The organism is Pelagicoccus sp. SDUM812005, assembly GCF_031127875.1.
Taxonomy (GTDB): domain Bacteria; phylum Verrucomicrobiota; class Verrucomicrobiia; order Opitutales; family Opitutaceae; genus Pelagicoccus.
In genome coordinates this window covers 26,835-50,743 of record NZ_JARXIA010000030.1, presented here as the reverse complement: position 1 = coordinate 50,743, position 23,909 = coordinate 26,835, and the positions used below count along the sequence as shown (strand labels likewise).

Annotated in this window: 4 protein-coding genes; all 4 read left to right on the top strand. The window is 58.2% G+C overall.

All coding sequences use genetic code 11. The annotated features are described in order from the left end of the window. The first annotated feature begins 538 nt into the window (after nt 1–538). The 4 genes from QEH57_RS23215 (at nt 539) to QEH57_RS23200 (ending at nt 23,807) form a co-directional block, all read left to right on the top strand. The gene (locus tag QEH57_RS23215; RefSeq protein ID WP_309009192.1) at nt 539–14,224 is read left to right on the top strand and encodes a BNR-4 repeat-containing protein; all 13,686 of its coding nucleotides are present in this window, start codon (nt 539–541) and stop codon (nt 14,222–14,224) included. 164 nt (nt 14,225–14,388) lie between these two features. Continuing rightward, nucleotides 14,389–14,940 carry a VPDSG-CTERM sorting domain-containing protein gene (locus QEH57_RS23210; protein ID WP_309009191.1) on the top strand — a complete coding sequence of 184 codons (552 nt, stop codon included), beginning with the start codon at nt 14,389–14,391 and terminating at the stop codon, nt 14,938–14,940. Nucleotides 14,941–15,359: 419 nt separating this feature from the next. Continuing rightward, nucleotides 15,360–19,124, top strand: coding sequence for a TonB-dependent receptor plug domain-containing protein (locus QEH57_RS23205; protein ID WP_309009190.1), 3,765 nt, complete (start codon nt 15,360–15,362; stop codon nt 19,122–19,124). Between the two features lie 621 nt (nt 19,125–19,745). Then, on the top strand, nt 19,746–23,807 hold the full coding sequence (locus QEH57_RS23200; protein ID WP_309009189.1) for a TonB-dependent receptor plug domain-containing protein: 4,062 nt from the start codon (nt 19,746–19,748) through the stop codon (nt 23,805–23,807). Nucleotides 23,808–23,909 lie beyond the last annotated feature (102 nt).

The window sequence follows — 23,909 nt, the reverse complement described above, 5'->3', positions numbered from 1 at the left end:
GTTGAAACCCCGCTTCGGTCGCGAAACAAGGCAACCCCACTTCCGGGCGGGATTCGTGGTCGCGCAGCAGAATTGTCATGAATAATTTAGGCTAGAACCGCTAGCAGCGACGTCTCTCTATTATATTTATGCAAAGGGTTAGGGTTCGTTCCCAAACCCTTTTTTTTGGTCCTTCGCCAAAAGCGGTGGGACTGCCGTTCCTGCTTTGCTTTCGAAATGCAGCGCTGGCGCTCGCGGCCAACCGTATTGCAGGAGGCTAGAAACAATTCGAGCGCGAGCCCCCGTCTGTTTACAAATATTTCATATGTATTTAATCCATATAGGTAGACAAGGCGGCGGGAAAATACGTCCATCTTCCTAACCCAAAGATCCCCCTCTTACCTACTTAGCCGAACAGGTTGCCTTCCAGCCAGCTATTGAGCAATGGAGCGCATGCTCTCGAGCTAAGCCGTACCCAAAACCCTACTACAAACGAACGGGATCGATCGTTTCAACCCAAGTACTTCCCCTCCCTAGCCTAATCGGGGAAACCGTATATATGATAAAGAAAGCCCTGAAAGCCCTTTCGGTCGCCGCCCTAGCGACCCTATCCGCCAGCTCGTCGTTCGCGGTCGATGCAGGAACCGCTCATGTCGACCCCATCGACGCAAGCGCCCAGTTCTTCCCCAACGGCGTACGAGAATTCTCGTACTCCTCCAACTCCGCCGCCCACCAGCAAAACGCCGTATTGGTCGCCGACGGCAAGATATACATCGTCTACTTCGACGAAGATGGTTCCCTCGTTCTCGCGCGTAAGTCCGCCACGGATACAAGCGATTCCTGGCTAAAGCGGGAGTTCCCAAGTTCCCACGACCAAACCGATCCCGACTCCCACCGAACCGCCAACATCGCCGTTTCGCCCAACGACAAGCGGCTCCACATCCTTTGGGGACACCACGCCGATAAGCTCCGCTACGTCGTCACCCAAGCCCCCGACGCGACCCTCACCTCCGACTCCGAATTTCAAGTCAGCCTCTTCGAACCGGAGCGCCAATACCTCGCTCCCGGCGAAAATCTCACCCGCGTCTGCTACCCGCGCCTGTGGGTCGGGGCCAACGGCAAGCTGCAAGCCGTCTGGCGTGACGACGGCGGCTCCGGCAACGCAGACAGCTTTATCGCTACCTACAACGACGATAAAACGTGGACCCCGCGCCTTCGCGTCGTAAACGGCAAGACCGGCAACTACACCGACCCCGATAGCAACAACAACGGGGGCAACGTAAACAGCAACCGCAACGCCTACTTCAACGACATCGGCTTCCGCAACGGCAAGACCCACATCAGCTGGACCTATCGCGAAAACTCCCAGTCCGAAAACGGCCTCGTAACCAACCACGACCTCCACTACGCCTACAGCTCCGACGGCGGAACCTCCTGGAATGACCGCTTCGGCAACGCGGCCGTCGGCGCGATCAACCTCAACACCCCGAATATCAAGTTCAAGGACGTGCCCTACGCCAAGCGCGTCGACAACCAGACCGGCCAAGCCATCGATAAGGACGGCGGCGTCCACATGCTCTTCCGCCACTACAACGACGCGAACCAGAAACGCATGTTCCACTACTACAAGGCGGACGGAAGCTCTGACATTATCGAGAACGAACTCTCCCTCAGCTCCAGCATTCGCCCCAAGATCTACGCCGATCCCACCAACGACGCCAACAACACGCTCTACCTCGTCACCATCGTCGCCAATCAACTCCGCGTCTACGGGGCCAACCAAGGCGCCGACCATTGGGGGACCTGGAAAACGCTCTACTCCAGCGACGCCGACTACGTCAACGCGACCGGACAAATCGCGGAGGACGGAGGCACACTCTACATCCTCGCCCAACGTCGTCCTAGCAATCTGGATACAGCTACCAGCAGCGCCCTCGAGCTCATCACCCTGCCCGTTTCTCCCGGCGAAATCGCAAATCCAGATATTCGCCCCGAGCTTGAAATCGTCACCCCCACCGACGACATCGAAGTACAAGTGGGAGCCGCCCTCAGCGTCGAAGCGAGCGCCACCGATGCCAACGGAACGATCTCCAGCGTCGGCCTCTTCATCGACGGCATTCTCGTGCGCGAAATCACCAGCCCTCCCTATATCTGGGGACAAGCTGGGACGGTATACGAATACGAGCTCGTCGGCCTCGAAGCCGGCACCTACGACGTCGAAGTCGTTGCGACCGACAACGACGGACTCACCGCGGAAAAGGCCTTTAAGCTAACAGTGGAAGGCAATCCCCTCCCCGCGGGAGCAGTGGAGTACACGATCCTAGACGCCACCATTACCGCATCCACCGAGAAGACGAGCGAACCAACTCGGCTCGCCCAGGACGCCAACGACCACGATGACTCCACCCGTTGGAACTCGGTCGGCAACGGCGCCGGTCAATGGCTCGAACTCGATTTCGGCACGGTCCGCACCCTTCGATCCGTACGGATCAAGGAAGCCTTCGACCGTATCGACGAGTACCTGCTCGAGTACTGGGACGGCAGCGCCTGGCAAAGAGCGGCAAGCGGCAGGGATCCCAGCGACGACCAAACCATCCCGCTACCCAATATCGAAACAAACAAGCTCCGCTTCACCGCAGTCAGCCTGAAGGGTGGCAGCACCTCGTCCATCTCCCTTTGGACCTTCGCAGCAACAGCCATAGCATACGCCCCCGACATCGAGCTCGTTTTCCCCGCTGGCGATACCGCGATCGAAGAGGGCGAGGCTTTCAGCGTCGAAGCGAACGTGGGTGACTTAGACGGCGACCTCACCAGCGTCAGCCTCTTCATCGACGGCAACCTCGTTCGCGAGATCGCCACTGCCCCCTTCATCTGGGGCCAAGCCGGGACCGCCTACGAAAACGAATTTTCCCACCTAACCCAAGGCTCCTACCAGATCGCGATCGAAGCGACCGACAGCCGCGGGCTGAATAGCCAAGCAGAGTTCACGCTAACCGTAACGCTGCCGCTGCCCGACGGAGCCGAAGAGTACCTCGTTACCGACGCCACCATCACCGCATCCACTGAAAAAGCGGACCGCCCTGCCCAGGACGCCAACGACGGCGACGACACCACCCGCTGGAACTCGAATCCTCCCGGCGCCGGACAATGGCTCGAGCTCGATTTCGGGCAGGAAAAAAACATTACCTCCGTACGCATCGTGGAAGCCTTCGACCGTATCGGCGACTACCTCATCGAGTACTGGGACGGCAGCGCTTGGCAGACCGCCGCTACCGGCTACGACCCCAGCGACGACCAAACCGTGCCGCTGCCCAGCATCAAGACGAGCAAGATTCGATTGACCGCAGTCAGCCTGAAGGACGGCAGCACCTCCTCCATCTCGATATTCACCTTGTCCGCTACCGCCGTGACCGAAACGGTAGAGCCCGTCGAAGCAACTCTTAGCGCCCTCGAAGACACATACATCAAGGGCGGCGCCAACGGCGACACCAACTACGATGGCGTTAACAACCGCCTCGACGTTCGCAACAACGGCAACAACGACAACGACTTGATCGCCTACACGAAGTTCGACCTCAGCAGCCTGCCTTCCAGCGGAGTCACCGAGGCGACCCTCTCTTTCGACGCCCGGGTAGGAGGCGCCACCGCTCCCGAGTCCATCACCGTATTTGGGATAAGCGACGACGCATGGAGCGCCGACACGCTGACCTGGAACAGCGCTCCCTCCAAGGGAACGGACGCCGCAGCTGTCGAAGCAGGCGGAGCCCAAGCCCTCGGGACAGTTGTCGTTTCGCACCTAGCCACCGAAACCCATTCCGTCGACGCCACCGACTTCATCAACGCCAACATCGCCGACGGCTTCGCTTCGATCGTCATCGCGGGAGTCAACGCCACCAACAAGATAGCGATCATCAGCGACGTCGAATCCGGAGCCGGACTGACTCTCGCAGTCAAGTACGATCCGAACGGCGGCGATCCAGGTGACGGCGGCGATCCAGGCGACGGCGGCGATCCAGGCGACGGCGAACCGGGCGGCGGTGGCGACGAGCCGGGCGAAGTAGAGCCCACTGGCCTCGTTACCCTGAACGAAAGCTCTACCGTCACGGACGACGCCCTCTTCTTCTGGAAGGCAGACGATCCCAAGCCCTACCACTACGGAGCCGCCATCAACCCGCACGGCAACTGCGTGAAAGTAGTAAATGGATACGTTTTCTACACCTGGTACAGAGGCGGATTCGCGGACCGCGCCTTGATGGTCTCTCGCAAGAAAATCGGCGAAGGCGCTTGGACCCACGTCGAACTTCCCGGCAAGCTCAGCCTCGTCGGCGGAAAGGGTGACACCCACCTCACCACCAACATCGGAGTCTGCCCCATCGATGGCACCGTACACATCATGTACGATCACCACAACGAAGACCTGAACTACATCGTATCCAAAAAGAACATCGCTTTCGCGCCGGACGCTGACTTCACCGCGGCAAACTTCCTCCCCCAGCGCGACTACCTCGTGCCCGGCAAGAAAGTCACAGGCGTGACGTATCCAAAATTGATCAACAACGATCAGGGAGAAGTGTTCTTCGAACGTCGCTTGGGCTCGGCCGTGGGCGGCAACATGATGATCAGCTACTATGACGGCAATGCTTGGTCGGAAGAGAAGATGATCCTGCAAGGTACCGGCAGCGAAGTCACTCAAGGCGAGCGAAACTACGCCTACGGCGCTCCCTACCTTCTCAATGGAGACTTCTACTACGTCTACTCCGTTAGATGGGCCGAGTCTCCCACGACTCTTAACGAAGGATACTACATGGTTAATCTCGGACCGCGCATGGATGGAGCCGGCACCACGCTAGACGGCAGATCATACGAGCTTCCGATTATCGACCACGCTCCCTTCCTGGTCGCCGACCCTCGAAGCGTTCCAGACGACGCTGGCTGGGCTGGCGGCCCGGACGCGGCCATGTCTCCCCATGGCGACGTCTACCTCAGAAACAAGCCCAAAGGCACCGACGGCTTCGCCTATCTCAGAAAGGCCGGCGAAAGCGCGTTCATCGAATTCGAGGGTGCAGGTACACTCGGTGAGTTCTACGGCAACCGTATGTACAAAATCACCTCCAGCGGCGGTAGCCTGACGGTCCAAAGCGCCTTGGCGGGCACCCTAGACTGGCAAACGGACTACGCGATCGACACCGGCATTGACGTGCAAAAGAGCCAAATCCAAATGGAAGACGGCAAGATCGTCGCCGTCTTCGCCGAGAAGGAAGCGAGCGACGAAGTCACCATCCACTGCTACGTTTTCGATATCAATAAAACCGACTACGCCGAGCAAAGCATCACCTTCGATCCCCTGCCCAACAAGATCGAAAGCGCCGACGACTTCGAGCTAACCGCAAGCTCCACCTCCGGCCTTCCCATCACCTTTACCTCCTCGGATCCGAACATCGCCCGCATCGTCGATGGCAACAAGGTCCAGATCATGGGCGTCGGCACCTGCAACATCACCGCCAGCCAAGCCGGCGACGGCGAGTTCGACTCCGCTGCAAGCGTCGTTCGCTCGCTGACCATCACTCCCGACACTTCCAAGACCAACCAGACAATCCAATTCTCGTTTCCAGTTTCTGAATACGTCTGGGGCAGCGGCGACATCGCCCTCAACGCAAGCGCCAGCTCCGGCCTGCCTGTCACCTTCGAAAGCTCCGACCCCGCCGTCGCTGAAGTCGTCGGCAACACGGTAGTCGTCAAGCGCGCCGGCCAGACCACCATCAACGCATTGCAAGCCGGCAACGGAACCTACAACGCCGCTCCTATCGTCGGCCACGAGCTCTCCGTGCCAAAGCGCGAGCAAGTGATTACCTTCGAAGCCATTCCCGCCAAGGAATCCGGCGACGCGGAATTCACGCTGCAAGTCACGAGCAACAATCCCAACGCCAAACTCCGTTACGTCTGCCCGAATAACCAGGTGGCAATCGTGTGGAGCGACACCGTTCGCCACCTCCTCGGCCCCGGCGAAGCGACGATCACCGTATCGGACCAAGGCGACGACTACTTCCTGCCTGCCCAAGCCAGCCAAACCTTACGCGTGAATCCCAAAACCCACGCCCTTCCCAAGCTCATCGAAGCCGAGCACTTCACCACCAAGAGCAGCAGCACCAAGGTTACGCGCTGGAGCAACTCCGTATTCTACCTCAATCGCTTCGCCCCTGGCCAGTACGCCGAGTACACGGTCGACGCGCCCAACGCCGGCAACTACACGGTCGAAGTCCGCACCGCTGCGCCGACCGCCAATTCGAAGATGAAGGTAACGAGCGGCGCTTCGACCTTGGCTACCATCGACCTTACCAAGAGCCCGAACCTCACCGCCTTCCGTACCAGCACCGCGACGATCCAGCTCGAAAAGGGCGTACAAACCCTTCGTTTCGCTTCCGAAGCCGGAAGCTTCAATTTCGATTCACTCGAAATCTCCGGAACAGGCACGCCTCCTGACGACACTCCCCCAGACGGCACTCCGCAAGAAGGCGTATCCGTTGCCTCCGTCGACGGCGAACAAGACGGAAACCCAGCCTCCAACCTCTTCGACGGCTTCACCGACGACGACCACCGCTGGAGTGCCCAGGTGTATCCAAAATCCGTGACACTTGACTACGGAACCACAAGGAACATCGAAGGCGTCAAGATCTACACCTACCAAGGCAGAGCCTACCACTACACGGTCGAGCTCTCCAACTCGCCCACCGACGGCTTCGTAGAAGTCGCCAGCCGCACGGGAGCTGGAACAGGCCCCTTCGAGCATAGCTTCGAAACAACTCAAGCCCAGTACTTGAAGCTCACCGTAACCGGAGCCACCGGCTATTCCAACGATTGGGTCAGCATCAACGAAGTCGAGATTATCGAGAAGGAGTCCGAGACGGGCGAGGACAACCCTGCTGATCCTCGTTTGATTGTCGGATGGGAGAAATGGACCAGCGATGCGGCCTCTTCGCCAGCGACCACTGAAAACGGAGCGACCGGAGCAACCGCAAACATAGATGCAGGCTGGACCCACAACTGGAGAGGCTCCAGCGAGGACGGCACTTTTGGCAGCCTATCAGCCGATATTGCCGCAGCAGATATCACAAGCGGCTCCGATGATAGCTTCAACGACACGGGCTACCGCATTAAAACGGATGTAGCAAAGTCTCTCGACTTCGCGGTAACTGAAACCAACGGAACCGGCTACGACCTGTCGGCTTTTCACTTCGATGCCATCCAAAGAAATGGATCGCCCACGGCATCCTGGACCTTGGAAGTCGTCGATGGCGGAGCCCTCACAGCAGGAGTAGTCGCCACCGGCCAGATGGCAAACGGATGGGGCCCCGGCTGGAAGGGCGACGTCGATGTAGACCTCACCGGCCTTGCGGACCGCCATCTGGAAGCCGACGGCACCGTGACCTTCCGCCTGACCTTCGAGTCAGTCGGCAGCAAGTACATGGAGTTGGACAACGTCGGCATCAGCGCCACAGAACAAACGACTCCACCGGCGGAACCCGCATTCGTCGGTTGGGATCGGTGGGATGCCCCCGAAGCCGCCCTACAGGATGGACTCGCTGGCCTGGTTGAAAACAACTCCGCATGGAAGCAAGAGTTCAGAGCCGGCAGCAACGACGGCACCTTCGGCAGCCTCTCGGCTGAGCTAGCCCCTGCAGACCCGACTCACCTGCCCGCGACCGAGCCAAACGACGCCTCGTTCCACTACACCGGCTCTCGAAGCTCCGGCGCAGGCGAACGCTCCATCGACTTCGTCGTCACCGAGCCCAACGGCATCGATGTCGAGCTCACCGGCTTCCACTTCGACTCCGTCGCTCGCGGGGGCACCACCACCTGGGCGCTCGAGGTCCTGGAAGGCGGAGCATTGACAGCTGGCCAAATCGCCTCCGGCACCCTCCAGACCGGTTCGGCTCAAAACGAGCTCGGCGACATCGACGTAGATCTCACCGAGCTGGCCGACCGCACCTTGGACGCATCGAGCTCCGTCACCTTCCGCTTGAACTTCGCCACCACGGATTCTCGTCATATCGAACTCGACAACGTAGCTGTCAGCTCCATCCCAGACTCAGGTGATAGCGGCGGCGGAGACACCGGCGGTGGAGATACCGGAGGAGGAGATACCGGAACTGCTCCCAACCAAGCGACGCTGCTCTCGGAGATGGTGATCGCAGACAACGTCATGTTCTTCGACGGCAAGAAGGTCCCCAACGGTACCCCGAACCGCGAAGACGGCTACGATTGGTTCTTCGGCAACGCCCTCACGCCCCACGGCGACTGTATCAAGGTCTACAAACAGTATGTCTTCATGACCTGGTACCGCGGCGGAAAGGAAAATCGCCATGTCATGCTCACCCGTCTCAACACAGAGACTGGTTCCATGGCGACCATAGAGTTCCCACACCGCCATACCGGCTACCTGAACCAATACTGGATCGGCGAGACCCACAACACCATAGCAGTAGGCATCAGTCCGAAAAACGGCACCATCCACCTGCTCTACGACATGCACGCCTACTCAAGGACCAGGCCCTCCGATGGCTCCTTCTCCAATGACTACTTCCGCTACAGCTACTCCATCGACGGAGCGGCTGAAGTGCCCGACGAGGAGTTCACACTGGACAAGTTCGTCAAGTCTCCAGACGGCGATTACAAGCATCTCACCATGACGGGGACCGAGAACCACAATCTCTGGAGCGGTCTTACTTATCCTACTTTCTTCCTCAATGACGAAGGCGACCTCTTCTTCTACATGCGCGCAGGCTCGTCCAACAACGGAAGATGGATATACTCCAAATACGACGGCGTCTCCAAGTGGGAAAACCAAACGAGTATCCACGAAAACAACGCCAGCAGAAAGGGACTCGACTTCAACTACGGCGTCTACGGATCCATGAAATACGCAAACGGCAAGGTACGCGTGGCCTTCCAGAAGCGATCATCTAACAACAACGACCGCTACCTGTATCAGAATGGCGCATACTACGCCTACTCCGATAGCCAAGACGGCAAGAGCGATTGGAAGAATTACAAGGGCGAACCCTTCGACATCCCGCGCTTGGATCCGGAAATAATGAAGGTCTTCGAGCCAGGAGACTGGATTGATACCACCGAAAAGAACCAAGCCTACATGGTCGGTAACTTCGACTTCAACGTGACCGATCGCGGCGACGAGCATATTATCGCTCGCGTCATCGATAGAGAGATTAACAAAACGGTGTACCTCCACGCCTACCGCCCACGGGGCGAGGGTGAGTTCATCGTCACGGATGATTTTGCCGGCGGCAATAGTCTGTATGCATCAGGCAACTACATCTTCATGATCACTCTCAAAGGTGGACGCCCCTTCGTGCAGCGCACCGAAGGCGGTACCAACAACTGGGAGACCGTCTACCAACCGACGGAGGGACTCACCTTCGACAAAGGCGTGGCACACGTATACGATGGAAAACTCTACTACTACTTGAAGGTACCGGGCGCTGGCGACGAACGCACGACCTACCTCCAGGTCATCGATCTTAACATCGACGGACAGGAAGCTCTCTTTGCAGGGGCCGCTAAAACTATCGAAGATGAAGACGGAGACGGTATCCAGACCGTCCAACTCTCGGGTATCCTCCGCGACGACATCACCCCTTCGAGCATTACTTGGACTAAGGACGGCGAAGTCGTAGGCACCGGACTCGAACTCTCGCTCGACTTGTTCGTCGGCGTTCACGAATTCAAGCTCACCGTCGTAGCCGGCGAGGAGACCTACGAAGACACCGTCTTGATCACCATCAACTCTGCGCAAGGCGGACTCGGAGCCCCGATCAATACTGACTTCAATGCTGTCGATGATGCCCACATCCGTGCCGGCAGCTTCAAGGATACCAACTACGGCGAAGAGACCAGTATGCGCGTTCGCAACGCTGAGAAGCCTTGGAACGACTACATGACCTACCTCAAGTTCGACTTGGAGAGCATTCGTAGGGCTCCCCTGAACCGCGTCGTCCTCTCCCTCTATGGCAGCAACAACCAGGATCGAGCTAAGAGCATTGAGGTATGGGGTCTGCTCAACGACGATTGGGACGAATCTACCCTCACTTGGAACAATTCCTCCAACCATGAAAGTAACAACGGCGTCGTCGATGGCGCTGGAGCTACCATGCTCGGCACGATGTCATTCGACAGGACAGGGGCTTACCAACAACTCGACGTCACTAGCTTCGTCGAGCTAGCGGGGGCCGACGCAGTCGTCACTTTCCTGCTTTCTGGCGGCGACCAAAACGAAGACCTCGTCAGCATCCAAAGCTCCGAAAGCGAAAACGCTCCAACCCTCAAGGTTCGTCATTACGAGCCGCCGGTTCGCCTCGAACGTCCCTTCATCTGGACCCGCGACAGCGAACGCGCCGCCATCCTGGCCAAGATCGAGAACAACGACTGGGCAGCTAGCGTCTTCCAAGGCATGCAAGACCGCATCGCGGACGAGCTCGCCGCCTACGAAACCGACAGAGACGCCTACCTGCGCGAACTGCCGCTCAGTTGGGATGACGCAGACCCGGTCCATTCCACCGTCGAAAGCGTAGTCCGTGGACCACTACGCGATAAGCTCAACGTCGCTCTAGATGCCGCTGTCCTCTACCACCTCACGGAAGATGGACGCTACGCTCGCCTCGGCGCGGACATCATGCAAAACGCCATCGAGGGCTACACCGGCCTCGAGCCCTCGTCCTCCGTCGGCAACGGCGGCTGGCTCCTGCAGGACGACCACCTCAAGGAAGCTCGCGAAATCAGCATCCAGCTTCCCATCGTCTACGACTACCTCTACGACTGGCTCTTCGACGGCCACCTCGTCTACGACGTCAAGGCTGGCCGACTGACTCCCTTCGCATGGGATGACGCCCAGTGGGTCTTCAAGACCTTCACCGAGCTCACCCTCGAGCACGGGACCCGCGACAATAACTGGTCGGTCCTTATGACTCCCAGCCTCCTGCACAACGGCCTCGCCCTCGACGATCCAGAGCTGCGCGCGGAAATCGTAAGCCTGCACACCACCGACGGTACCCCGCGCCAAGGACCTGTGGGACTCTTCGCCGCCGCTCACGACGCAGATGGCAACATCTGGCCTGAGTCGCTGCAGTACTCCAACGCCGTAGCCAACTGGTCCGTTTACGCCATGACCTTGCTGGATCGCTACGATCCAAGCCTCGGCCTCTACGAAACGTATCCACAACTTCCCGACGCCTTGCCTCGCATCCGGGAGCTGACCTTCCCGAACGGCGAATTCATCCGTTTCGGCGACGGCCCTCGCGTGCTCGACGCCCCCTACCATGACTACGAGCTGACCTACCAGCATGCTCTCAAGAACGGAAACGCCGAACTCGCCGACAAGCTCGGAGGCCTCATCGCCAACGGCATCGATAGAGGAGAGCACGATCGCAGCCAACTCAAGGAGTACGACACGCTCTCTCCCCACCACGCGCCGCTGCAGCTGCTCTGGTACGCGGACCAAGTCAGCCATGCCCCAACGGAGGTCGAACTGCCGCGGGCCGATACGCTCCCCTTCGCCACCATTGCCATCCAGCGAAACGAAGCAGCGGACGGCGACCCACAAAAGGGCCTCATGTACCACGTCGGCGGCGGACACTTCGTGCACGCCCACGCCGGCGGCATGAACATGGAACTCTACGGACTCGGCGAAGTCCTCGGCGTCGATCCCGGCCACGTCAACTACGCCCTCCCAGAGCACGTTGAATACTACCGCAACTGGGCCGCTCACAACACCATCATCGTCAACGGCGCCTCGCGCGGCGAAGGCGGTTGGTCGAAGCTCGGCACCAACAACGTAGTGATCGAAGCCATGGAGCCCAAGGCCAAGCAGGCCCCCCTTTCGCCTGACATCTCCTTCACCCACACCTCCTTCCTAGACAATGCGGGAGAGGGAGCGGAAGCCACACAGCTGCGAACCATGGCCATGATCCGTACCGGCGAAGACAGCGGTTTCTACGTCGACCTGTTCCGCTCCGATTCGTCATTGGAAAACGAATACCACGACTACCTCTACCACAATATCGGCGACCGCGTCGAGGTGAGGGACGAAAACGGAAACCCAATCCCGCTCAGCAGCGACCCCGATCGATACCAAAGCGACGTCGGTGACGACTACCAGCAGCCCGGATGGCGCTACTTCGAAAACGTCGAGACTTCAGGAGAATTCCCCGGCGACGTCGCCGCTCGCTGGGTCATCGAAGGACTCCCTGGAGGCAAGGGCTACATGGAGATGCATATCCCCGGCCATGCCCGACGCGAGTACACCACCGTCGATTCGCCCAAGACCACTGAAACCGTGCCCGGCTACAACACCAAGCCCACGCCGACCCTTGTCATACGCAAGCAAGGCGAAGCCTGGAGCCAGCCATTCAGCGCCGTCTTCGAGCCCCGCTTCGAGAGCAAGGCTCCCGTAGTACAATCCGTCGAGGAAATCGAAGACAACGGTACCGTAGTTGGCATTCGGGTACAGACAATGGTAGACGGCCTCGCCGCCACCTACCACATCTTCGCCCTCCCCGATCACGGAACCTACACGGACCTCGAGAGCGGCATCACCTTCGAAGGTCGATTCGGCATCATCAGCGAAAAGGCCAACCAGGAACGTACCTTCTACCTGGGCGACGCCTCCGCTATGAGCCTTGGACGCGACGTAGTACGTTCCACCTCCGGCGAAGCGATCTCCGCGAACGTCATCCTCCGTCCCGGCCAAGAACCAGCCATCGCCTCCAACGCTCCCGTAAGCGTTTCCAAGCTGGAAACGACCTCCGGCAAGCCCGGGGAAACCATCTTCGCAGCCGACTTCAGCGAAGAATCCCATCCTGCCAACGACACCTTCATCGCAGTAAGGGATGACGAGGTTACCTCGATACGGCCCCGTACTTGGATAAAGTTCGAGAACTTCGACTTCGGCAACGGAGTCTCCTCCTTCTCGATCTTGGCCGCGAACAAGGGATTCCAGGCCACCTCCGTCGAGCTGCGCAAGATCGCGCCCGACGGCCCGCTCCTCGGCAGCGTCGAAATCCTCCCCACCGGACCGGGCAGTGACCTCCTCAGGTCAGGCGACCTAAGCTGGATCGACTACCGTCAGATCATGCTCGTGCGTCGTCCCGCTATGACAGCCCCAGGCGTGTTCGAGGTCTTCACTACCGACGCCCTCGACCGCGTAAGCGGCGTACATGACCTCTATCTCGTCTTCCCGCAAGGCGGCTTCGAGCTCAGTCGATTCACCTTCGAGGAGGGCGTCGGCGGTATTGGAGAACTGGATATATTCACCCACGCCGACGGCTATATCCGAGGCGGTTCGAATACCGATAACGTGTACGCGAAGGAGACGCGCCTCGCAGTCAAGGACACCGGAAACGTTGCCTTCGATCGCGTGAGCTACCTGCAGTTCGATCTCGATCAAATCCCCGCCACGCAAGTGCTCTCCGCTGATCTCTACTTGAGAGGCAGCATGCGCGAAAACACAGGCTCGATCGATATAAACGTGTATGGACTCACCAATGACGACTGGAACGAAGACAACCTAAGCTGGAGCCGCGTATCCGATGCCGCGTTGACGGATGCAAGTATCCTCGATCCCGACGCGATACTGGAAGGCCAGCTCACCTTCCAGCTCTTGGAGGAATCGATCGAAAGCCTCGACGTCTCCACGTCCGTCAACGCGAACCTGCTCGACGGCAAGCTGACCCTCGCCCTCATCGACGAAAGCAACAAGAACGCACAGACTTTCATCGACAGCCGTGAATCGTCTGGAACAACGCCGATGCTGCACGTCTTCTACGACTACACCCCGTCCGAAGTCGGCACGCTAATCAATGCGGCCGCCTACGACCAGGAATCGCATCCTGAGGACCCAAGCCGCATCGCTCCGCTCAATGGCGTATTGAGCAAGGTCCGAGGCGGTACATGGGTCAAGTTCGGAGCCTTCCGCTTCGGTTCGCCAGCGAGTACCGTAACCCTCACCGCCAACTCGGCCTCCGCATCCGCGGGGGACGTGGAGTTCCGCCTCGGAAGTCCAGAGGGCGAGCTGATCGCAACGGTATCCGTAGATCCGATACCTGGCAGCGGCAACACATACCAGACCTACACGGTGGATCTCACATCCGTGCCGTCCGGAACGGCAGACCTGTACCTCGTATTCGTCAACAAGAGCCAAAAACAGTACAGCATCGACACCTTCAAATTCGAGTAGTCGTTCCTCGGATACGATTCAAATGCAGCACTGATCAGGATATTCCTGATCAGCGCCCTTTTCGCTTAATTAGATTCTAGATAGCGCAAGCATCCCTTCATAGGAGCCATCCCTTGCCGCAGCCAATTCCCTTACTACCTAAACAACAAACAACACCTACTGTCATGATAAAAAAGATATGCCTAATCGCCCTCCTGGGACTTACCGCTGCCACCACCAAGGCTGCCAGCATAAGCTACGAATTCACCCAAGGCGGATTCGAAGAAGGCGCTTTCGTAAGCGGCTCCTTCACTGCTGACGACATCAATCTAAACGGGCAGATCAGCGGATTCTTCGGTTCCGGCGAAATAAGCGACTTCTCCATGAGCTTCAGCGGAAACTCGCTCGTCTCTAGTTTCGACTTATTCTTCGTCGACCTGTTCAGCCTCGTATACGATCTGGATGGCACCATCGGAGATGGATTCGTTCTCGACCTCGAAGGGATTGCAGCGACCAACGGCCTTTTCGCTTACGATGTGGGCGCCAGTCCTTTTGCTCCATTCCCACCGTTTGTCGGAGGCGTCACAGACTTGTTTAGCGGACAAACATCCGTTTCCAGCGAGCTCGTTATCGTGACACGGAGCAACGTGCCCGATTCCGGCCCCACCTTCGCCCTACTCGGCCTCGGAATGCTCGCGATCGCCGGAGCGAGAAAACGTATCCAGCGAACGAACTAGTAACACGGCCTCGCTGCGAGGCAGCAACGTCCGTATTCAATTTTCAGGCACCGCGCGAGATTTCGCCCGGTGCCTTTTTGTATACGTATACAGCTTTAGGTCTCACCTAAAAGCGCTTCCCAAGCCTACTGGCAGACCGCGCCCCGGCCCAACCGCGGTTCGGCGTCTCGGGCAGGCCAAGCTTCTTTCATAAGTATCGAATGCGAGTGTATTGCTCGCCGGAATTCCCACGGCAAAACGAAATACAACCGACGTTCGAGATCACATCACACACGCGGCCATTTAATTGTTTGTTACCTCAAGCTTTGGCTCCCGCGCTCTCAGAATCCATGAGCGCGACACGTGTTTATATGAATCCTAGACGTCGGGATCCATGGCTTTGCAGGTGGCATACCCCCCACTAACAAAAACTGCAAATCATGAAAAAGAACCCTATCTGCCGCTGGGTGGCCCTGCCCCTCGCTGCAAGCGTTACCTGGGCAAACGCAAGTGCCCAGACTTCCTCCAGCTCCGAAGACGAGGAAATCTTCGAGCTCTCGCCCTTCACCGTTACCAGCGAAGGCGACGACGGTTATCGCGCGACTTCCACTACGGCTGGTAGCCGCCTCAACACGCAACTGAAAGACGTGGCTGCATCCGTCTCCGTTTTGACGGACGCTTTCATGGATGACCTCGGAGCCATCGACGTCGCCACCGCTCTTTCCATGGTGGCGGGCGTCGAAACAGACCTGACCTCCGACGTCACTGCCATCAACCTGGGATCGGGCTATCTCGGTGGAGACTTCAACAACGTTAACGCTTCCGAGGGAACGATTCGCGTTCGCGGACTCGGCAGCGCCACAAATGCAGCAAACTACCTCGAGGCCTTCGGCCCCCTCGACCGCTACAACATGGAGCGTGTCGAGTTCCTTCGCGGAGCCAATGCTCTCCTCTTCGGTTTGGGCGAACCCGGCGGCGTCGTGAACTACACGACGAAGAAGGCCTTTATGGCCAAGGATAAAAACGAAGTCGAATTCCAGCTCGACAATTTTGGAACCAGACGCCTGAAGGTCGATTTCAGCCGCGCTTTGATAGAGGACAAGTTGGCAGTTCGCTTTGCCGGCGTCGCCAACGATCGTCGCTACCGAGTGAAGACCGCACGCGAGACCGACAACCGAGCGTACTTCACAATCGGATACAAGCCCTTCGAAAACACTCGTTTCGATGCCTACGTCGAGGACGTACATCTCCAGGGGCGTCGCCCGAACTACCGCCTCCCCCAGGACAACACCTCCGCTTGGTTGAGGGAATTCAATCGCGCCCACGCGGACGCCGCCGCCAATGGCGGCTTGGTCAACATCCTCGATTTGGACGGGAACGTAACCGGAACCAAGCCCCTCCAGCAGTACCTCGACGACAACCTCGTCTGGGACTCCTCGTGGAGCGCCACGAACAACGGCAACTCAGGGCCTTCTCCCGACATCCTGATCGAGTCAAGAGTGGCAACCGACGCCGAAGGCAATCCGCTGGTAAGAGAGGGCGACTTCCGTCGTTTCATGGATACGCGTAACAACGCATTCACCGGTTACTACACCCCAGAAGGTGGTTGGGAATCTCCCCTTGGTGGTCAATTCACCGCCTACGGGACGCTTACTCCCACCCTGGGCGCCGGCGTCAACAACAACCCTCGAAGCCAGCTTCGTTTTCACCGCAGCTCTTTCGGCAACGACGCTGCTCCCGGAGAAGGCGCCTTCGTTGACCCACAAGTCACGGACGAAGGAATATTCCCTTACCTCGACTATGAAATCGGCGCCCTCCCGGGCAACGAACGCGAAGTCGAGAACCAAAAGTTTGGCTTCAACCTCGAGCAAAAGATCGTCGAGAACCTCTACTTCAACCTTTCGTACTTGAAGGAAAGCTACACCGCCGAGCAGACCTTCGCGCCGCTCGCTCAAGCCCAAGCGGTGTCCATTGACGTCAACAAGTACCTTCCCGGGTCGATCCCGAATCCAAGCCTCCTCACGGGAGCCAACGGTTTGCCGGTAAGGACCAATCTGACGCTGGAAGCAGCCGTCGAGCTCGCCCAAACCAACGTCAGCAACGGGATCCAGGTTGCAAACAATCAAGCGTTCCTCGAGCAGATCCTGATCGATCCCAGCCTTCCGTTCACGCCCGAGAACGACGCGCGCACGCCCAACCCGAACTACTTGCGCCCATTCTTCCATGGCCGCACGATCGGCAGCTATAGAAACGTCGAAAGCGAAGCTTTCCTTGCTCAAGTCAACTACGACTTCGACTTCTCGGAGAAGACGGATAGGCTCGGCTTCCTCGGAAATCATCGACTCACCGGCTTCATGTCCGGCAACTCGAACCAAACCCACACCTATCGTTTCTCGGGATATGCCGACTACAACCCGGGAGCCTTCGAAGGAAGTACCGAAAACATACCTGCCGGCCGCTGGTTCGTGCCGATTTGGTACATTGGGGACGCCGTACAGCCCGGCGACACGGCCTTGCGCATAACGGAGCTTCCCGATACCACGGTTCCCAACCTAGGCGACTCCTTGCCCTATTACGGCTACACCGCAACGGCCGCCAATGGCGACTCACCTCGAGGCAGCTGGCAGGTAGCGCCCAACCCGGTTACGTGGAGGCAATACGTCATCGGCAATAGCTCCGAACTCACCTCGATCGATGCAGGCGCATGGGGCACCTCGCTGCAGAGCTTCTTCTGGAACAATCGCATCGTGGCTACCCTCGGCTACCGCAAAGACACCGTGCAAAACGATGCGTACTTTCTCACCAATCCAGTCGACGCCACCCAGATAGACTTCGACAGCGGAATAGGCGGATCAGGCTCGAGAATCGACGAATTCGATCTTTCTGCCCCGTCGGTCCTAAACCGCACAACGGTGGCCCTTCGCACCAACAGCTTAGTGTTCCACGCGACGCCATGGCTGCGCTTCTTCTACAACGAATCGGAGAACTTCGCCCTCACCCGTCCCACCACCGACGCGTTTGGACGTCCCAACCCTCCCGCATCGGGCCTCACGGAAGAGTACGGTTTCGGCATGAGCTTGCTCGAAGACAAGCTGGACCTGAAGTTCAATTTCTACGACACGCGGCAAAAGGACCAACTCCCCAGTGGGGCTGCTATCCGCCTCGAGCAACGTCTCCCGAACTTCGAGAACGATGTCCTCGATATCCTCAAAGATCAAGACCTGCTCCGCCAGCAGGGAGAAGCGACCGACTTCACCATCGCGGACTGGCAGGAAATCCGCCTCATAGATGGCGTCTTGACCACCGTCAATCCTGCCTTGGAAACCGGCCAACAACTCGTCGTGGACGGAGTGCCGCAGACCAATCCCGATGGATCTCCAACTATTGAATACACCTACCGATACGAACCATTGAACAACTTGGGCGTCACGCGGGACTCTGTATCCGAGGGCTGGGAACTGAGCGCGACCTACAATCCAACAAGGAACTTGCGCGTCTCCGCCAACGTCTCGAGACTCGAAAACGAGCTCACCAACATCGAGCGCCAGTCCATCGAGTACGTCAGACTGCGCTCCGAGTACTGGCAACAGTTCTTTGACCGCGGCTTCCACACCAACGGCGACAGCGACTCGACCGTGTACGAGCCCGGCGAAACGCCCGCTCCAGACTCGAACCTGCTCGTGACCAACCTGTACAATCGCTTCGGCACTGAGCTCCTAGACGCAATTCGCAGCGAAGGAACATCAGGCCCCGGCATCTCCGAGTACAACGCTCGCCTCACCGCGAACTACAGCTTCCGCGAAGGCAAGCTCAAGGGGTTCTCGGTCGGCACCAACCTACGCTGGGAAAGCGGTAAGGTGTTCGGCTACAACCTCGTTCTACGTGATGCAGCGTCGTTGCCGGAAGGATTTCCCACTACCGACATCAACCGTAACGGCGTGCTCGACGAAGGCGAAATCATCATCGTACAGGATGACTTCAACAATCCACTCGAGAGCGATCCCATCACAACCGGCGGCGTCAGCTTCGCCTACCGTAGCAAGCTGCACGGCGAGAAGATCAACTGGCGTATCCAGCTCAACGTGGATAACCTCTTCAAGCAAGGCGGCGACCTGCGTCCCATCCGCCTCCGCCCCGACGAGACAGTTGTCTACGGTATCAACGTTCCCACTACATTCAAGCTGACCAACTCCTTCGACTTCTAAGCCCGAGGATCCAGTCAGTATAAAAAAGCTTAGCCTCCGCCCCCAACAGGGCGGAGGCTCTTTATATACCCAAGCGAAGCGCAAACCTCGCAGGATTCGCTCCCTCCTACGGGAAACTTACGTCGGCAAGAAAAACGAACGCCTCCTTTTCGTCTCTAAACGAAAAAAAATCGGAACCGTTTTTTGGCCCCAAACCGTTTCGCGACGAAGCCCCCACCACGGCCCTCAATTGGGCGAGGATCGCAGTTCTCGTACGCATTTGTCCAAAGCCTTCCGTATATATACAAAGATCTAGGCCCATTTTATAATAGTACAATTGTAGGACTTTATAATTTATACGTCTCCGACTCTTCTGTATCCGTTCGCGATTCGGCTCCGATCGATAGCTACTTCATATGAATCGATTTTCGGGCCGTTGTCTGGATTCCTGCTATATTGCTTGATGGATCTGTCCGGGGGGCGCCGCTGAAACGTGCGCTTCTCGACAACTCCTACGTTACCCCGTTCTATCTAGTCTACCCCTAGCGACAACGACAGCACCGCGTGCCTGCCGTTTTGCTTTCTGAGGGTTTCTGGATTTTACTTCGGGTAACGCCAACCCACAGCAAACTGCAGAAACATATGAACAAGATCCCTAAAAGTGGCTGGCTCGCCATTACGCTCGCTGCCACGACCCCATGGGCAAACCTACACGCTCAAGAAACGGACGCGTCAGAGAACGAAGACATCTTCGAACTGTCGCCCTTTACCGTCACATCCGAAGGCGACGATGGCTATCGCGCCACCTCGACCACAGCGGGAAGCCGCCTGAATACCCAGCTCAAGGACGTCGCCGCATCGGTTACCGTATTGACCGACGCCTTCATGGACGACCTAGGCGCGACCGACATCGCAACCGCCCTCTCCATGGTAGCTGGCGTCGAGACCGACCTCACCACGGACCAGACCGACCTTAACCTCGGCCAAGGCTTCCTCGGCGGCGACTTCAATAACGCCAACGCATCCGAAGGACGCATCCGCATCCGCGGACTGGGCAGAGCGACCAACGCCGCCAACTACCTCGAAGTGGTTGGCCCGCTGGACCGCTTCAACATGGAGCGTACCGAATTCCTTCGCGGCCCCAGCGCCCTGCTCTTCGGCCTCGGCGAAGCTGCCGGCGTCGTCAACTACAGCACCAAGCGGGCGAATCTGCAAAACGAGGTTAACAAGATCAACCTCGTGCTCGATAACTGGAATTCTCGCCGCCTCCAGGTCGATTTCAGCCGCGTGCTCATCGAAGACAAGCTCGCCCTGCGCTTGGCCGGCGTCACCTCCGACGAGCGCTACCGCGTCGAGACCGCGCAACAGAGAAACGACAGCATCTACCTCTCCGCAGCCTACAAGCCATTCGAAAAGACCCGGATCGACGCTTACTACGAAAACATAAACCAAGAGGGTCGCCGTCCAAACTATCGCCTCCCGCAAGACAACGTCACCGACTGGCTCAACGAGTACAACAAAGCCTACGCGGACGCAGCCGACGACGGCATGGTTACCACTCCGGACCGTGGCGAAATCCCGCTCCAGCAGTACCTCGACGACAACTTGGTTTGGGACGCATCGTGGTCGACGACCAACGGAGGAACGCCTCCACGCTCTCCAGACATTCCATTCCTCGAACGCGAGCTCACAACTCCCGTAGTCGACGAGTTCGGCGACCTAGTCCTAGACGAAAACGGATCCCCGGTCACCACGCCCACGATCCGCGCTGGCGAGTATCGACGCATCATGGACGTTCGTCCTGACGGCACCACGGCTTACTACTTCCCTGAAACCGGTTGGGACGATCCCTACCTCAACCAATTCTCCTTCCTCGGCAATCGCACGGAAACCATCGGCCAAGCCCGCAACGCGAGCCCCAACGCCCGGGTCAGGTTCGCCCGCAGCTCCTTCGGTAACGACCGGGTAGACCGTTCCTACGTCGACCGCCAAGTGCTCGACGAAAACATCTTCCCCTTCCTGACCCAGGAGATGGGAGCGCTGCCAGGCAACAACCGAGAGGTTAAGAACAAGAAGCTCGGCTTCAACCTCGAGCAGAAGATCATAGACGACCTGTATTTCAATTTCTCATACCTGAACGAGGAATACAACAAGGACCAAGTCTTCGCTCCTCTCGCCCAGTCGCACGCGGTCTCGATCGATATCAACAAGTACCTTCCAGGCGCCATTCCAAACCCGGAAGACCTCCGTGGACCTAACAGCCAAGTTCGCCGCAACGGAATGACCCTCGAAGAAGCCGTCGCCCTCGCTCAGGACTTCATCGCGGACGGTACCGAAGTCGAGAGCAACCAGCGATTCTTGGACTCTATCCTGATCGACCCCACCCAGCCGCTCACTCCCGAGAACGACAAGCGGACTCCAAATCCTGGATACCTGCGTCCCTTCTTCCATGGCCGCTACATCGGTGAAGAAACGCACATCGAGAACGAAGCCTTCCTGGCTCAGCTCAACTACGCTTTCGATTTCGACGAAAAGTCCGACAAGCTCGGCTTCCTCGGCAAGCACAACCTCACCGGATTCATGTCCGGCGTCGACAAGTCCCGGCACAACTACCGCTACACCAGCGCCCAGAACTACATCCCGGGCGTCTACGACGGCACGAACTCGGGAGGCCAACCTTCTGCTGGCGCCTGGATCACTCCCGTTTGGTACATCGGCGATCCGATCCAGCCCGGAGACACCTCCAGCAGCGTGACCGAGCTGCCAAGCGAAACCTTTACTGGCGAAGGCAAACTCTACGACTTCTACGGATTCAACGGCCGCGACTCGGTGACCAACTCAGTCGTCACCCGAGGCAGCTACGAAAATCGTGGCGAAGTCGCCTCTTGGCGCAAGTGGGTGCTCAACCAAACTCCCGAGTACACGACTACGGAACAAGGAGCATGGGGCGCTTCGCTGCAGAGTTTCTTCATGAACGGCAGGATCGTCACCACCTTCGGCTACCGCAAGGATACCGTAGCGAACTACAACTACCTGCCATGGGACAACTTCCGTCTCGCCCCGGGGGCGAACTCCCTCGACGATCCCGTTATCCAGGAGCGTATCCGCCGTGGTCTCATCCCTGCCGATGTCACCGAGGCTGACCTAGTCGGAAACTACCGCCGCGACAATTTCCGCTCAACTGTCGCCGACGTTGAAGGCGATGGATCCAGCGCCGCCGACTTCATATTGGACAATGCTATTCCGACCGGTCGCACAACCGTAGGGTTGAGCACCAACAGCCTTGTTTTCCACGCCACCCAATCCCTCCGCTTCTTCTACAACCAGTCCGAGAACTTTTCCCTCTCGGCCGCCACCCGCGACGGATTTGGCAGACCCAACCCACAGCAGCAGGGCGAAACGGAGGAGTTCGGACTCGGGATGTCGATGTTCGAAAACAAGCTCGATATGAAGTTCACCGTCTACGAGACCAAGCAGAAGTACAAGTCCTTCGGAAACGGGATCCGTCTTTCCGGAAGAATTCCATCTTTCGAAAATCGCATCATCACCATCCTCGAACGCGAGGACCAACGGCGTAGCGAAGGTGAGACGACAAACTTCGACATCACCGACTGGGAACAGCAAACCGGCACCTTCGACGAAAACGGGAACCCGATATTCGCGAACCCAATCGCCTCCGAGGTCCGCACCATTCGCCTGGACGACGATGGCAACGAAGTCTTCGAAGACGTGAACGAAAACGGAGTATACGACCCAGGCACCGACTTCTACACCTACGACTACGCAGTCGAAGCCGATACCCCGCTCAACCCGGGCACCACCGCGGACTCCACCTCGAAAGGCTGGGAATTCGAGGCAACCTACAATCCGAACCGGAACCTTCGCCTCATGTTCAATGCATCCAAGCTCGAGAACGTGGACAACAATATCGAGCTCCAAACCATCGACTATGTGCGCACCCGCGCCCCCTTCTGGAACCAATTCTTCGAGAAGGGCTACCATATCAACGGCGACAACGACGACACGACCTACATCAACCGTGTCATCAATCCCGACGGTAGCTTCACTCGCCTAGAATCAGGTGATCCAGGCTACGTCGATACGTCCGCCGAAGGCTACGAGCAAGCGCCCAACACCCGAGACGCAGACCCAGAGCCGAACGACAGCCTCTTGGTCGCCCAGTTCTACGGTACAGTCGGTTCGGAATTGTTCCAAAACATCGAAAACGAAGGCCTGCCGAGCCAAGGCATCTCGGAATACAACGCTCGCATCACCGCCAACTATTCGTTCCGCGAAGGAGCCTTGAAAGGCTTCTCGGTGGGCACCAACCTGCGCTGGGAAAGCGGAAAGGCCCTGGGTGCTCCACTCAAGGTGCTGACCGCTGACGATATCCCAGAGGGCTTCCCTGATCCAGACCTTAACGGTAACGGCATCATCGAAACCTTGCTAGGCGAGCCCGCCTCCTTCGCTAAGGACGTCACCCAGCAATTCGAAAGCGATCCCATCGTAACCGGTGGCTTCAGCTTCGCCTACCGCGGAAAGCTGCGCGGCGACACAATCAATTGGCGCATCCAGCTCAACGTGGACAACGTCTTCAAGCAAGGCGACGACTTGCGCGTCATCCGCCTAAACCCGGACGGAGGAGCTGTCTACGGTATCAACGTTCCAACTACATTCAAGCTCACGAACTCCTTCGACTTCTAGGAGCCAACTTGTAGCCAAACTCTCCAAGCCTCCGTCTCCTCGCGAGACGGGGGCTTTTTTGTGGTCCATCCGCAGGGCTTCCGCTCGCGGCAAGCCGCAAGT